Consider the following 15,095-nt stretch of genomic DNA (forward strand, 5'->3'; position numbering starts at 1 on the left):
TGCCGCAGGCTTTACGGCTTCTCTACGAAACGCTGTTCGCGTTCGGTCAGTACAAGTGCCCAATGCCCTATGCCCAATGACTCTTAACTATGGATTTAATTCTTTGCCACACAACAGCAGATTTTGACGCATTAGGAGCAGCAGTAGGGTTGACGCGCCTACTATCGGGAAGCAAGATTGTACTACCTGGCGGCTCTCATCCTACTGTACGGGATTTTTTAGCATTGTATCGGGATGAATATCCACTGATTGAACGCCGTTCGGTGAGTCCAGAAAAAATTCGCTCTCTAACCGTGGTGGATACACAGCACAGCGATCGCTTGGGTAAAGCTGCCCAGTGGTTAGATTTACCTACTGTAAAAGAGATTATAGTTTATGACCATCACTTAGGACAAGAATCAGATATTCCCGCGACGCGATCGCATATTGACTCGGTAGGAGCCACCACAACTTTAATCGTCGAGCAGTTGCAACAACAGGAAATTTCCTTGACTGCTGCCGAAGCAACTGTGATGGCTTTAGGTATTCACGTTGACACTGGCTCTTTGACATACGATCAGTCCACAGCACGGGATGCCCTAGCTTTGGCTTGGTTAATGCAACAAGGGGCTAGTTTATCAGTAATTTCCACCTACCGCGACCCCGGATTATCTTTGCAATTGCAGCAGCTATTAACTAAATCTCTGGAAAGTTTAGAATCTCTCAGTCTATATGGATATACGGTTGCTTGGGTAACTCTGAAAACTGAGGCTTTTGTGCCGGGGCTGTCGAGTCTGGCATCGGAACTTGTGGAATTAACTGAAATTGATGCCCTACTGCTGGCTAATGAGTATCCTTTAGGTGAAGAGGATTCACGCTTAACGGTAATTGGGCGATCGCAAATTCCCAAAACGAATCTTAACTTATTATTCCAACTCTTGGGCGGTGGCGGTCATTCGCAAGCCGCATCCTTAAATCTAAGAGAAGTTGATTCGCAGGCAATATTAAAACAACTCCTTGACGGGATAAAAGCACAAATTCCCCATCCCCTGACTGCGAGAGATTTGATGTCTTCTCCTGTCCGCACGATTCTGCCTGAAACGACAATTGCCGAAGCCCAGCGCATTTTATTACGCTACGGACACTCTGGTTTGTTCGTAGTCGATAGTCAAGGGCAACTAGTAGGTATTATTTCGCGGCGGGATATTGATATCGCCTTACACCACGGATTTAGTCATGCGCCAGTTAAGGGCTACATGACCAAGAATCTCAAAACGATTACACCAGATACGACATTGCCACAAATTGAGTCGGTGATGGTGACTTATGATATCGGACGCTTACCAGTATTGGAAAATGAGCAGTTAATGGGCATTGTCACCCGTACTGATGTCTTACGGGAATTACATCAAGAATGGGATGAAGACCAAGAGGGACAAAAATTCAAAATTCAAAATTCAAAATCTAAAATTCCTCTCAGCACTGAATTGCAAAATCGCCTTGCTCCCGAACTATGGCAATTACTCACTACAGCATCGCAAGAAGCAGAAAAACGGGGTTGGCATCTTTATCTAGTGGGCGGTGCGGTGCGGGATTTACTGTTAGCTGAGGCAACATCGGGCACTTTGATGATTAAAGATATCGATTTTGTAGTTGATGGCTTTCATAAATCAGCAGATGTTGGCGCTGGTGTGGAATTAGCCAAAGCACTCCAACAACTTTACCCTGCTGCCCGCTTAGAAATCCACGGGGCTTTTCAAACTGCGGCTTTATTGTGGCACAAACACCCAGAATTAGATTCTTTATGGGTAGATATTGCCACCGCTAGAACAGAATTTTATCCTTATCCGGCGGCGAATCCAGAAGTTGAGGCGAGTTCTATTCGTCAAGACTTGTATCGTCGAGATTTTACCATCAATGCGATCGCCTTGCGCCTGACTTCTCCTCGGGCTGGTGAATTACTCGATTTTTTTGGTGGATTACTAGATTTACAAGCTAAACAAATTCGGGTTTTACACGCCAATAGCTTTATCGAAGACCCTACCCGCATTTTTCGTGGCGTGCGCTTTGCCGTGCGCTTCGGATTTGAGATAGAATCGCAAACTGAAGAGTTTATCCGCTATGCCATCAACAGTGGTGTTTACGATCGCACTGCTCAAGAGAATAGCAGAACTCCAGCCCTGCAAACTCGACTGAAAACAGAACTAAAACACATCCTAGAAGCCACCTACTGGAAATCAGCTTTACAGTTACTTGAAAACTTAGGGGCATTGCAATGCATCCATCCTACCCTGAAGCTAGAGGCAGAACTCTTGCGAAAATTACGTTTGTTAGAAAGCTGTTTGCGGCGATTTGACCCCCAACCAACCCTGATTCATTGGGAAATGCGTTTAGAAACGTTAATTGCCCATCTAACACCACAATATCGGGCGAAAGTTGCAAAGAATCTACAACTGCAAGAAGATGGCATTCAACGCTTGCAAAACTTGGCTTCTGCTCAAACTGAAGTAATAGAATCTTTGCCTAAGTGTCAAAGTCCTAGTCAAGTAGTACAGTTGTTGCGACAGTATGATTTACCAATGCTGATTTTAATCGCTGTGCAAAGTCCGCGATCGCTTAGACATCAGATTTGGAAATATTTAACTGTTTGGACTAATGTGCAGCCACTACTGAATGGCAATGATTTAAAGAAACTTGGTTACAAACCAGGGCCTCAATATCGACAAATATTAGATGATATGCTTGCTGCTACCTTAGATGGAGTAATTAAAGATCGCACAGAAGCTGAAGAGTTTTTAGCGCAACACTATCCTATATGAATTAGCCGTGGTCTAAATTGTATCTGGATCGATATTTAACTCACGCAATTTTGCTGCCAAACGTTCTGCCTTTTGTTCTGCTTGTCCTGCCTTTTGTTCTGCTTGTTCTACCATTTCTTCAGGTGTTGGTACTAGTTGACCATCTTGTGTATAAAACCGCAATAATCCCCGATCAACTCCCAAATATAACCCTAGTTGTTGACTCCACAAATATCCTTGTTCACTTGCTTGTAGAGGTTGATATTCTCCATCTACTAAATGAAATCCCGCAAATTCTTGTGTATAAGGGTCAAACCAAAAATAATCTAACGTGCGGAAAGTATCTTGATAAATTTCTTTTTTTAAACCTTTATCTGTATTCGCTGTTGAGTCAGACAAAATTTCTAGAATTACATTCGGATATTTGCCATCTTCTTCCCAGACTACCCAACTTTTGCGGGTTTTACGTTCAGTTCCCAACACTACAAAAAAGTCTGGCCCTCGGAAGTATTCTGATTTGCGTTGATGTGGACTGTAATAGATAGTCAGATTTCCCGCCGCATAGAAATCATTCCTATCTCGCCACAACCATTCCAGACATGTTAAAAGTAGGATTATTTGCCGTAAATGCAGTTCGCTTTCCAAGGGAGGTTCATCACTATATAAATCGCCAGGGGGAAATATAACATCTTGGCAGATGCCTTCTTGAGAATCTAATTCTTGAGCTATGGTCATAGAATGAATACGGCATCAAGTAGTTATTAATTTATTTTAGCAGTGTTGTAGTTAGCGATCGCATCCTCGCTTTCCGAAATACCTTAGTGCTACACTGTAGTCAATATCAGACCTCATCACAACTCCAATGAGATAGCACAAATGAAGTAGTACCAAACACCTGTTGCACTAAAGCAACAAATGTCAACGAAGAATAAACGCAACTAGTTTGACACGGTTACTTCAGATAGTCATGTACTAAAAATATTGTCATTACTCGTATCTACATTAAACCGTTTGACAAGTGTCTGCGGCTGAATTCTTTTGTGTCTAATCTACCCGTAATTTTAGGAAACACGCGGGTGGAAGTTTGGAAATTGAGGTTTGAGAATAATGCCGAAAAAATCAATATTGTTAGCTGAGAATTTAGCCTATGACCTCAGCGTAGATAGAACTTTGTTTCAAAGAGTTCATGTGACTATCGACGCGGGCGATCGCATTGCTTTAGTAGGTCGCAACGGGGTAGGAAAATCAACCTTTTTCAAGATACTTGTAGGTCAAATTAACCGATATACAGGTTCAGTTTGCTGTAATGGTATTGTCTATTATTTGCCACAAATCAGCACTTTCAGGCAAGAAATTACAGCAGATACAGTACTTAATTTTTTGATTTCTATCTCTGATGAATGGTGGAAGATTGAAGATATTTTGCAAACACAATTCCACACCAAAGTTGACTTATCTTTACCAATTGCTAACTTGAGTGGTGGAGAACTTACTAAACTGTTTTTGGCAATTGGTTTAGCTCAAGAGCCAAACTTGTTATTGCTCGATGAGCCAACTAATCACATGGATTTGCAAGCATTAGAAAGCTTAAGACAGTTTCTTTTGAATTTCACAGGTGCCTATGTAATTGTCTCTCACAAGCCTTTTTTCTTAGACCAAGTAACAGAAGTTACGTGGGAACTTACACCTGTTGGCTTGAAAATATATGGCGGTAATTTCTCGTACTATCGAGAACAGAAAGAAATAGAGTTAGAGGCAGCATTGCGATCGCACGAAGCCGCCAGAAAGGAACTCAAACGCGCTCAAAGTGCTGCTATGCAAGAACAACAGCGTGCAGCCCAATCTCAGCGCAATGGTCGTGCTAAGTTTCTCGATGGTAGTATCGACAGAACAGCAGCCGGAGCGATGAAAAGAAAAGCTGAAATATCAGCCGGAACTGCGAAAAAGAAACATGAAGCCGCAGTGGCGAAAGCTAATCAAAAAGTTGTAGATACCAAGGTGAAAACCACAAAAGTAACAAGTATCCAACTAGAAGAAAAAAGCCAAAAGCGCAAAAACTTAATTGATATTCAAGGTGCAAATCTTAAAATATCAGAAAGGGTACTTTTACACAATATTCAGTTGCATATTTCTTCTGGCGATCGCATAGCCATAATCGGCACAAACGGTTCTGGTAAATCGAGTTTGGTCAAAGCAATTTTGGGGATGGAAAACCAAACGGCGGTTTTAGAATCAGGTGAGGTTTTGCTTGCACCAGTCATGAAAGCTGTATATCTCGATCAAACATACGAATTGGTAAATCGTAAATACACAATTCTGGAAAATATGCAAGTAGCTAATCCCAATCTTAGCTATCAGCTTTTACGCCAACAGTTAGGACACTTTTTGTTTAAATACGATGATGTTCACAAACGCGCCTCTGTACTGAGTGGAGGTGAATTAGCAAGATTAGCGATCGCTATGATTAGTATCTCAGAAATCGATCTACTGATTCTCGATGAACCAACTAATAACCTAGATATTGAAACTGTTGAACAAATAGTAGTAGGTATCAATGATTACCAAGGAGCGCTTTGGGTAATTTCCCACGATATAGATTTTCTCAGCCAGATTAACATTAGCCAAGGTTTCAAGTTGAGGGAACAAACTTTGCAAATGACAACTTATTTACCAAGTACATCAGAGCAATATTATCAAGAGTTGCTGGAATAGGATCGAGCGAGCGATCGCCTTATGTCAATTTCTAGTAAATTTCTACCTCAACAATAGAAGCCGTAAAGCATACAGGCAAGTTATAATTCTCTTGCGGTGCAACGTAACAAAAATTTATGAGTAATCCCCTTGTACAAGCCTTTTTCGTAGGCAGAGCGGTAGCAGAAGTAGTTAATGAGCGTTTAGAGGTCGCCTTGACCGATGCTTTGAGCGATCTGGGCAAATTTGATGCAGAAGCTAGAGAACAGCTGCGCCAATTTACAGAAGAAGTTTTAGAGCGAGCAAATCGGGCAGCAGAAACAGCTAATGCCAGTCAACCTACCCCAGGTACTGGGCAAGCCAGTTCTGATTCAGGTGATTTGCAAGCAGAGATTGATGAATTACGAGCTGAAATTGCCCTGTTACGAACAGAATTGCAACATTATCGTAGAACTTCTGCATAAATTTTAGTCATTAGTCATTAGTCATTGGTCATTGGTCATTAGTCTAAGAATTATGCACAAATGACAAAGGACAAAGGACAAATGACGCTTCAAAAAAAACAGTTTAGGAATCAGAGTGTCTTTTCTTCCAAGTGATTCGATCGCAAACCAACGGTAAACAAAGTATATGGAACAAGGTTATTCAGAGAAAGCATACCGTTGGAATCGGGAAAAATACTCTAGCAAACGGCGTTTTGTGGACATTTGGTCTTTTGTCTTGACCTTATTGTTCAAACTTTGGCTATACAACAAATCTTGGAGTTATCCGGGAGGTGTGACTGATGCAAAGCAAGCTGCAAGACGCAAAACCCAAGCAGTCTGGATTCGCAATACTCTACTGGATTTAGGGCCAACTTTCATCAAAGTTGGGCAACTGTTTTCTACCCGTGCTGATATATTCCCTGGTGAATATGTAGAAGAACTAGCCAAATTACAAGACAAAGTACCCGCATTTAGTTATGAGCAAGTAGAAGCGATCGTTGAGAAAGAACTAGGCAAGAAAATTCCTGAACTTTTCCATAATTTTGAACCTATTCCCTTAGCTGCTGCTAGCTTGGGGCAAGTACACAAAGCTGTACTACATACTGGAGAATCAGTTGTTGTTAAGGTGCAACGTCCTGGGCTAAAGAAGTTATTTGAAATAGATTTACAAATTCTCAAAGGAATTACCCGCTACTTTCAAAACCATCCCAAATGGGGACGTGGACGAGATTGGTTGGGTATTTACGAAGAATGTTGTCGCATTCTTTGGGAAGAAATTGATTATCTTAACGAAGGTCGTAACGCCGATACTTTTCGCCGGAACTTTCGCGGCTATGATTGGGTGAGCGTCCCCAGAATATACTGGCGTTACGCTACTTCCAGAGTTCTGACTTTGGAATATCTCCCTGGAATTAAAATTAGCCAATACGAAGCTTTAGAAGCAGCAGGTTTAGATCGAAAAGCGATCGCTCGTCAAGGCGCTCAAGCCTACTTACTACAATTACTCAATAGTGGCTTTTTCCATGCCGATCCTCACCCAGGTAATATTGCCGTCAGTGCAAATGGCGCTCTGATATTCTATGATTTCGGCATGATGGGGCGGATTAAGTCCAACATCCGCGAAGGATTGATGGAAACACTGTTTGGCATTGCTCAAAAAGATGGCGATCGCGTTGTGCAATCTCTGATAAATTTAGGTGCGATCGCCCCAACTGATGATATGGGCCCAGTACGGCGTTCCGTCCAGTATATGCTGGATCATTTTATGGATAAGCCCTTTGAAAATCAATCAGTTGCAGCAATCAGTGACGACCTTTACGAAATAGCTTATAATCAGCCATTTAGATTTCCAGCAACTTTCACTTTCGTGATGCGAGCCTTTTCTACTTTAGAAGGGGTAGGCAAAGGCTTAGATCCAGAGTTTAACTTTATGGAAGTTGCCAAACCCTATGCAATGCAACTTATGACCGATATGAATGGTTCTGAGGGGAATAGCTTTCTTAACGAATTAAGTCGTCAAGCAGCTCAGGTAAGTAGTACCGCCTTTGGTCTACCACGTAGATTAGAGGATACACTAGAGAAGCTAGAGCAGGGAGATATGCGCTTGCGCGTTCGGTCTATAGAAACTGAACGCCTGCTGCGACGACAGAGCAGTATTCAGCTCTCAATAAGCTATGCTCTGTTAATCAGCGGTTTCACGCTTTCAGCTACCATTTTAGTGGTTAAGGATTATGTATGGTTAGCACTGCTGCCTGCTTTAATTGCAGTGGCGCTTTCAGCGATCACGATCCGATTACTTTTACGCCTCGACCGTTACGATCGTATGTATTAATTGTTGCAAAAATTTATGAAACTTAATTTCACGGGTTTTAGCGATCCGGGACTTATTCGTTCTAATAATCAGGATGCTTACTATATCGACCCAGAAGGACGATTTTTCGTTGTTGCCGATGGTATGGGTGGTCATGCCGGAGGTGAAGAGGCAAGTCGGATTGCTACTGAAGAAATTCAGGCGTATTTGGTAGCAAATTGGGAAACTTCTAAGTCTTCTCAAGAATTACTAGAGCAAGCTTTGTGGGGTGCCAATGAAGCGATTTTGCAGGATCAGCAAAATCATCCCGAACGCGCCGATATGGGGACAACTGTTGTAGCAGTAATTTTTCGCTCCCCAGAGTCGCCTTGGTGCGCTCATGTTGGCGATTCGCGGCTGTATCGCTTCCGCGAGTCGCACTTAGAACAGGTGACGGAAGACCACACTTGGGTAGCACGAGCAATCAAAATCGGTGACATCACCTTAGATGAAGCACGATTACATCCTTTTCGCCATGTATTATCGCGTTGTTTGGGGCGTGAAGACTTGCATCAAATTGATATGCAACCACTAGATGTAAAAGTTGGCGATCGCTTGCTTTTATGTAGTGATGGTCTTACAGAAGAACTAGTCGAGCAGAAGATTGCTAACTGCCTCCAAGATAGTCCTTGGCTTGATAAAGCCGCCATCTCTCTTGTTGAGGCTGCCAAAGAGCATGGAGGGCACGATAACATCACAGTTGTCATCGTCTCGCTTGAAGAAAATAGTCATTAGTCATTAGTCATTGGTCATTGGTCATTAGTCGATTTAGTAACTTTAAACAAATGACAAAGGACAACTGACAAAGGACAAACGACAAATCCGGTAAATATACTCAGTAATTTGTTCAGCGTGAGCATTTTTCCTTTTTACAATTTGATACAAATATTTTTAGCCTCTAAAATCACCTAAAGAGGATAAATTTGTATAAATTAGTAAATTGACATCTTGCACGTAATAAGGTAAAGCGACTATAATTCACGCTTATTACCATTAATTCCCCAACCTCCTTACAATTTCCCTCCTCCGAAGCTTCTTCCACCCTTGCGGAGACAGCATCTTAAGCTTTTTAAACACAAAGACTAAGACGGGTTTTACATAGCACCAAATATTCTCTTTAAAAGATATTTGTGCAAAGCAGGAAGGAATGAGGGAGGTAGTTATACCTATCTAAGACCAAATAGAGCTTATTTTCCGGAATATGGTTTAGCTGACTTGGGTGGTATATCAGTAGGATTAGGTGCAAGATATCAAAGCAGAAAAAAGTCCACACTTTGGATGTGGGCAATCTGTCAAACAATTGTTATCTTTCGTAATACGGAGGAACAAATGTTGGACAGATATAAGTCCAAATATTATCCCATTTGGACTTCTGTGAGCGATATCACCTTTACGCGTTGTTTTTTCGGAGTAATTATGAATCAACCAATGAAACTATCCTTGGAACAGCAATTCAGCATCTGCTCATTTGCTACTCAAGTGCAAAACATGAGCCACGAGCAAGCTAAAGATTTTTTAGTCAAGCTCTATGAGCAAATGGTCGTGCGCGAGGCAACTTATCAAGAGCTTCTGAAGCACCAGTGGGGCTTAGATTCAGGTTCCACTATGGCATAGAGTCGTTCTAATGTCGCAGTGGGCGACCTCCTTCTCTTGCTTGGTTCCAAGGAGGAAAAGAGCTGGGGATGCCGGGGCGTCAACTTCGATAAGTAATTCCACAATATGGCGCAAAAGTTCAATTCACGAAATTAACTAAGAATGAGTAAACATTGTCTACGGCATATCTGATGAAGTCTAGACTAACTTTAGCATTGCAGGGTAAAACTGTTGTTTGCTTTAGCTAAACTTCTTGTTGTTTCGTCTAGTGAGAGAATCACACCTGCACAAATTGACAATCCACTGGAATATTTGCAGAGGAAGATTCAGAGATAATTTATATACTACTGCTTTAGCAGCTAGCGATTTCACTCTTTATACATATAACTAGAAGTTACATCTTTATATATATTTTGTTTATAAAACGTTACATTCTGAGAGCGACCACCTATGAAACACGTAACACTAAGAAATTATGCCTAGCTGGAAAGATCGTATGGAGAATCTGTATCTATACTTTCCAGTTTTGTTATAATCTGGGGTTTAATCTTTTCGTACTCATTTTTGAGTAAACTTTTACTAATTTGCGGGTCGGCAGAGGACATCAACGTATTGCTGATTGCGACCCACTCTTCCAGTCGTTGCCGCTGGGCAGAAGCGACGCTGGAAAGTAAGATGTGGGTACAGGGATTTGGTGCTTCTCGTGCAAAGAATAAGAGGCGGTAGTAACCTGTGTGCTGTAGTAACCGAGCAATTTCTTGACCAAGGCTGGTTTTGAGATCGAGATAATAAGGCAACCATTTAGCGCCATGCTTGCGATTGTAGATGACAGTAATCCATAGCAGCATGGGATGGGGGATAGAGATGAACAGAAATTGGTTATAGCGGGTACAGAGTAAGCGTTTTTGAATTTCTTCTTGCGATAGCATCACCCACAAAGCTGGTAAAACCTCCCCATTGGTATGAATGGACTGGGGAAACACAATATCGGCAATTGGTTTATTTTTGGGCCAGGAAATGGCACGAGCTATTTCATCGTTTGACCAGGATACCCGCAAATCGGCTTTGGTCTTTTGTTCAAGCTCAGTGCTAGCTGTAGTAGTAGGAACGAGGGAATGGCTGGCTTGCTGAATTTTGCGTGTATGCTCAGGCTTTTCTAAAGATGCTAAAACTCTGAGGATTTCAGTAATACTTTGGGGGCGATCGCGTGCTACTTTAGCTAGACAACTCATCACCAAATTTTCAATTTCTTTTGGTAGTTCTAATCCAGGCACAGCCTCAGCAAAAGAACGTGGTTTTTGATAGTGATGTGTTTTATACCACGCACCAAAAGAGTGAGTTGGTGCCACCAGTGGCATTTTGCCTGTGAGCATCTCAAACATCATGACACCCAAACTATAAATATCAGCACGGTTATCTAATTCTTTACCCTCCATCTGTTCGGGAGAAGAATAAGCCAATGTCCCTAAATAAAATTTTGTATGGTCGCCATCTGACTGTAATAACTTAGCAATACCAAAATCTAGAACCTTGACCAATTCTCCAAAACTGGGATCTTGAATCACCAGCATATTGCTTGGCTTGACATCGCGATGGATAATTGGGCAAATAGCGCCATCAACCGGGATGCCATCATGGGCGCACTGTAACCCCAGGCTGAGTTGACGCGCCATACTGAGGAATCTTGCTAAAGGTAATCGTTGCTTGCGAATAATATTGTTCAGGCTTTGTCCTTGTAAGTATTCCATAACGTAGAACGGGGTGTTATTGTCATCTACGCCGTAGTCCATAACTCGGACAATATGGATACTTTTTTGCCCTAGTAAAGCACAGGTTTTTGCTTCTCGCTCAAAACGGTCTTGCAATCGCATCTTTTCATTTTGGATTGATAGAGCCAGAAACTTAACTGCAACAGGTACACCTCCCAACAATGTATCTTTAGCACGATAAACCCGACCCATTGCTCCAGTACCGATTAACTCTTGGAGTTGGTAGCGTTTGCTGAGTAAGCGACCAATGTTGGGGTCTGACATAGAAAATTCGACTCCAAAAGCAGTTTGTAAATATTTGGGAGGACAAGTGGATTCAAAAATTGTGGTGTAGTTTTAGTTTGCCCAATTTTGACTAATGCGCTATCACTCTTGGCATTTCCTCTTCTCTACGAGAGGTTGCTTTGTCTTGGGAGAAGACTGCATTAGTTTGGCTACACCAGGACTTACGCAACTGGCATAAGCAATGGCGTGCAGAGCGCGCCGACTGCCTAAAAACTAAGCCATTGACATAGCAATATCTGGACGTTTTAACTGCCTAATTAAATAATTTGACAACAAACCATGTTTAATTTTATAACTTGATATACAAGCCCTTGCAACATATTTTTCACAGATTAACAAACTCTTAAATTCGCATTAGTTCACGAAGGTAGACATAGTTTATGTAATAACGAATTATATTCATCCAATACTTTTAAAACATTTTCTGATTACCTAACAATTTTTTTAACCTTAAAGCTAATTATTACTATGTAATGAGCATTACTTATTGGTAAATTGTAATATTTGAAATCTGACTTTATCGTTTTTTCTGTTTATTAGGATATAGATCAAAACTTGATTTATTATTCATTACATAGTATTGAATTCGACGTTCGACAATACCATTAAATCGGGACATAAAATCATAAAAGAAGCCCGGATATTTCCTGATTTCTGTGAATGCTGTTAACCATTTTCTTTGTTTTATAGGTTCTAAAACTTGAAGATAAGCTAGATTTTTCTTATAGACTGAGAGATTATAAGATAGAGCACGCATTAGAGTAGAATTCTTTTTCACAATATCTTGTTGCATGAAAGAAGTAGTAGTTTTGCAGTATTGATTTAGACGTGGTAATGGGCTTTGATATACAAGAGAACCACGGCGTGAACGGTAAAAATAATAAGGTTTTGGCTCAATAAAAAACCTAGCTCCTTTGATTAAGCATTTCATGTCAATCCAAAAATCTTGACCCATTCTAATTTCTTCATCGTACTCGATGCCGTTCTTAATCAAGAATTCTCGTTTGAAGAGAGGCTTGCTTAAGCCAAGATGCAACCCTGGTTGCCCATAGACATCAGTTTCTACAAAATAAACGATATCAATTTGGAAGATTTTATCTATACGTTCTCCACTTTCTTGAATCAATGTACTCCAAGGAGTTGTTGTACCGTCTTCGATCAAATAAACATCATCAGCAATCATGTCTGCATTTGTTTGATTTGCCAGAGACACAAGATTTTCTAATCTTTTGGGAGCATACCAATCATCTGAATCAAGTACAGCAATCCATTCTCCTTGAGCTGCTCTGAAGGCGCGATTACGTGCCGCCGCCGCTCCAACATTTTGCTGATTAACTATCACTTTGAGACGTCGATCGGTGAAACTTTTAGCGACTTCTACAGTTTTATCACTTGAGCCATCATCGACCATGATAACTTCAATGTCAGTAAGTGTTTGCTTTAAGGCTGACTCTATTGCCTTTCCAATATAAGTTTCAGTATTGTAAGCAGGGATAATAACGGAGACTTTAGGATTCACGAAACTGAACTCCTGACTACATGGTTAGGTAAAATACTAAAATCCTGACCATAATTTGATCGTTTCTTTTTTACTATACAACTCAGTAGGTCGGTAAGAATATACGATGAGTGGTTAAAGTCGGGTAGAAGATATTAGGCGTTGGTAAACCAGTGCTTTGCCAGAGTTCTTTGAACGGCAGTTTTTGGCTTAGAAGAACAGCAAAGCAGTGAGGTAGGGCTGCTTTTAAGCTGACTGACGCTCTAGGCTAGCTTCCATTGTGCTAGTTAAAAAATGACCAGCCAAGATACCACTACTGAGGTAATATGTATCTTGCGAAATCCGGTGTAGGGTTTCAAAACCACTACGACGCTGACGATCGCCTAGTACCCAGTAACGCTGTACGATAGTATCCAGACCAATCCAGCCTTCACCTTCAACCTGCCCCAAAATATTATGTTGTAGTAAAAAAGTATACTGACGCTCTCCATCATGCAACCGCCCCTTATATTGCAAAGAGATTTCAGAGCGATCGCTACCTGGGAAAATCAGTTTTGTGGCCATAGTAAACCAATTATCTCGATTCCAAGCGACCAAGGTCATACCCTTGACGCTGATTGGCGTACCATTACGTTCCAGCCAATTTCCTTGCATTGCCCAGCGTCCTGGTTCCAATAAAAAAGTATGAGCCACCTTTTATTCCCTGTCTTGCTCGAGTGCCGCCAAAACTACAGTTATAGCAGTGCTAAGTTGTCAGTGATGAGTTGCGAGAAAAGAATGAAGAAATTTTTTATCTTGTTTATTGTTCTTGACTCAAGACTGACCTTGGTGAATTTCTCCCAAAAGTACTTCTTGAGGCGCACCTGTGGCTGTAGGTAAGTTGCCAGGAATACCCAAATGTCGCCAGTAGGCTAAAACTGCGAAAGCGATCGCTTCTTTAAAATCTGCACTCAAGCCGACTTCATCTGTTGCCGAGACTGGTATCGATCCTAACAACAACTGTAACCTTTGTTTCAAATAAAGATTGCGACTACCACCACCACATAATAGTACTCGTTGTGGCATTTCTGGCAAAAAAGTGTGGTAACTATGAAAAATTGAAGCAGCTGTAAGTTCTGTGAGAGTTGCCAGTATGTCAGCAGGATTGAGTTGGTATGCTTGGGCATTTTTTAAACACTGATGCAAGTAAGTCACACCAAATAATTCGCGTCCAGTGGATTTGGGTGGCGGTAGATGAAAGTAGTCTTGGTTAAGCCATTGTTCTACTAATTGATAGCAAGGAGTACCACTTGCTGCCCAATTGCCATCTTCATCATAAGTTTTAGCACCACCGCTTAAATGCTCCACTGCTAGATCCAACAGACTATTTCCAGGGCCAGTATCCCAACCACGAATTTTTGAGAGCCAGTCTCCATACCGAGGTGGAATATAAGCAACATTGCCAATACCACCAATGTTTTGAATACAACGCCCCTCCTGGGGATGACTGAGTAAATAAGCATCGACTCTGGGCACGAGAGGCGCACCATGACCACCAATAGCAATATCAGCAACGCGGAAGTTGCTCACAGTCGTAATGTTCGTAAGATGTGCAATTAATGCACCTCGCCCTAGTTGAAGACTATAACCTAAGGGACTGCCTAGTGCTGTTAACGGATAGCTAGGGTTTAGCCTGTGGGTAGCGATCATTTCTCTTCCCCTGCTCCCCTGCTCCCCGGTCACTGAGCGTAGTCGAAGTGCTGCTCCCCCTGCTCCTTCTTTGGGTGGTCGATGATAAACCGTTTGACCGTGGGAACCAATGAGAGTGGCACGCTGATGACCAATTTGAATATTTTGGGCGGCTTGGGCAAAGACTTGGGCGATCGCATCATCTATTTCCGCTAATTCTGCCATTGAGATGGCAACGCCTGCACCAACTGCTAATATTCTTTCTCTGAGTTGGGCTGGATAAGGATATGTTGCCCCGGCTAGCAACTCAACTTTGAGATCCAATTCTGTACCGGAAATCTCTACCAACGCAGCGTCTATGCCATCTACGGATGTGCCACTAATTAAACCAATAACGCGAGTTGGGACAACAGCTTTTTCAGTTGAATGCATCGGTCGAAATTCTTTTGTTGATTGCAAGAGTTTAGTTTAATTCATGTT

General features: G+C 41.7%; 11 protein-coding genes. 6 read left to right on the forward strand and 5 right to left on the reverse strand.

Going from position 1 to position 15,095, the window contains the following annotated elements; all coding sequences use genetic code 11:
* The first annotated feature begins 89 nt into the window (after positions 1-89).
* Positions 90-2,798 (forward strand): CBS domain-containing protein, encoded by a 2,709-nt coding sequence (locus RM368_RS09335; protein ID WP_322693817.1) that lies wholly within the window; start codon positions 90-92, stop codon positions 2,796-2,798.
* Between the two features lie 12 nt (positions 2,799-2,810).
* Here the strand turns inward: RM368_RS09335 and RM368_RS09340 are convergent, their stop codons facing one another.
* Positions 2,811-3,512, reverse strand: a complete 702-nt coding sequence (locus tag RM368_RS09340; protein ID WP_322693818.1) for a Uma2 family endonuclease — start codon at positions 3,510-3,512, stop codon at positions 2,811-2,813.
* A 372-nt stretch (positions 3,513-3,884) separates the two neighbouring features.
* On the opposite strand from RM368_RS09340, the gene abc-f reads away from it, so the two are divergent.
* The 5 genes from abc-f (at position 3,885) to RM368_RS09365 (ending at position 9,416) form a co-directional block, all read left to right on the forward strand.
* Positions 3,885-5,489 (forward strand): ribosomal protection-like ABC-F family protein, encoded by a 1,605-nt coding sequence (gene abc-f / locus RM368_RS09345; RefSeq protein WP_322693819.1) that lies wholly within the window; start codon positions 3,885-3,887, stop codon positions 5,487-5,489.
* A 116-nt stretch (positions 5,490-5,605) separates the two neighbouring features.
* Positions 5,606-5,932, forward strand: coding sequence for a DUF6825 family protein (locus tag RM368_RS09350; protein WP_322693820.1), 327 nt, complete (start codon positions 5,606-5,608; stop codon positions 5,930-5,932).
* A 166-nt stretch (positions 5,933-6,098) separates the two neighbouring features.
* Positions 6,099-7,784 carry an AarF/ABC1/UbiB kinase family protein gene (locus RM368_RS09355; protein WP_322693821.1) on the forward strand — a complete coding sequence of 562 codons (1,686 nt, stop codon included), beginning with the start codon at positions 6,099-6,101 and terminating at the stop codon, positions 7,782-7,784.
* Between the two features lie 15 nt (positions 7,785-7,799).
* Positions 7,800-8,537 (forward strand): Stp1/IreP family PP2C-type Ser/Thr phosphatase, encoded by a 738-nt coding sequence (locus RM368_RS09360; protein ID WP_322693822.1) that lies wholly within the window; start codon positions 7,800-7,802, stop codon positions 8,535-8,537.
* Positions 8,538-9,218: 681 nt separating this feature from the next.
* A complete protein-coding gene (locus tag RM368_RS09365; protein ID WP_073640650.1) occupies positions 9,219-9,416 on the forward strand; it encodes an NblA/ycf18 family protein in 198 nt (65 codons plus the stop codon).
* Positions 9,417-9,874: 458 nt separating this feature from the next.
* Here the strand turns inward: RM368_RS09365 and RM368_RS09370 are convergent, their stop codons facing one another.
* From RM368_RS09370 to RM368_RS09385, 4 genes are all read right to left on the reverse strand, one after another.
* On the reverse strand, positions 9,875-11,428 hold the full coding sequence (locus RM368_RS09370; protein WP_322693823.1) for a serine/threonine-protein kinase: 1,554 nt from the start codon (positions 11,426-11,428) through the stop codon (positions 9,875-9,877).
* Between the two features lie 538 nt (positions 11,429-11,966).
* Positions 11,967-12,968 (reverse strand): glycosyltransferase family 2 protein, encoded by a 1,002-nt coding sequence (locus RM368_RS09375; RefSeq protein ID WP_322693824.1) that lies wholly within the window; start codon positions 12,966-12,968, stop codon positions 11,967-11,969.
* 225 nt (positions 12,969-13,193) lie between these two features.
* Positions 13,194-13,640, reverse strand: a complete 447-nt coding sequence (locus RM368_RS09380; protein ID WP_322686429.1) for a hypothetical protein — start codon at positions 13,638-13,640, stop codon at positions 13,194-13,196.
* 120 nt (positions 13,641-13,760) lie between these two features.
* Positions 13,761-15,047 carry an anhydro-N-acetylmuramic acid kinase gene (locus RM368_RS09385; RefSeq protein WP_322693825.1) on the reverse strand — a complete coding sequence of 429 codons (1,287 nt, stop codon included), beginning with the start codon at positions 15,045-15,047 and terminating at the stop codon, positions 13,761-13,763.
* Positions 15,048-15,095: the final 48 nt, after the last annotated feature.

Origin of the sequence: Nostoc sp. DedSLP03 (assembly GCF_034530815.1) — a bacterium.
Classification (GTDB): domain Bacteria; phylum Cyanobacteriota; class Cyanobacteriia; order Cyanobacteriales; family Nostocaceae; genus Nostoc.

Bases quoted from the DNA above. Each gene is read 5' to 3' on its own strand.
- RM368_RS09335 (WP_322693817.1), top strand. From the start codon at position 90: ATGGATTTAATTCTTTGCCACACAACAGCAGATTTTGACGCATTAGGA.
- RM368_RS09340 (WP_322693818.1), bottom strand. From the start codon at position 3,512: ATGACCATAGCTCAAGAATTAGATTCTCAAGAAGGCATCTGCCAAGAT.
- abc-f (WP_322693819.1), top strand. From the start codon at position 3,885: ATGCCGAAAAAATCAATATTGTTAGCTGAGAATTTAGCCTATGACCTC.
- RM368_RS09350 (WP_322693820.1), top strand. From the start codon at position 5,606: ATGAGTAATCCCCTTGTACAAGCCTTTTTCGTAGGCAGAGCGGTAGCA.
- RM368_RS09355 (WP_322693821.1), top strand. From the start codon at position 6,099: ATGGAACAAGGTTATTCAGAGAAAGCATACCGTTGGAATCGGGAAAAA.
- RM368_RS09360 (WP_322693822.1), top strand. From the start codon at position 7,800: ATGAAACTTAATTTCACGGGTTTTAGCGATCCGGGACTTATTCGTTCT.
- RM368_RS09365 (WP_073640650.1), top strand. From the start codon at position 9,219: ATGAATCAACCAATGAAACTATCCTTGGAACAGCAATTCAGCATCTGC.
- RM368_RS09370 (WP_322693823.1), bottom strand. From the start codon at position 11,428: ATGTCAGACCCCAACATTGGTCGCTTACTCAGCAAACGCTACCAACTC.
- RM368_RS09385 (WP_322693825.1), bottom strand. From the start codon at position 15,047: ATGCATTCAACTGAAAAAGCTGTTGTCCCAACTCGCGTTATTGGTTTA.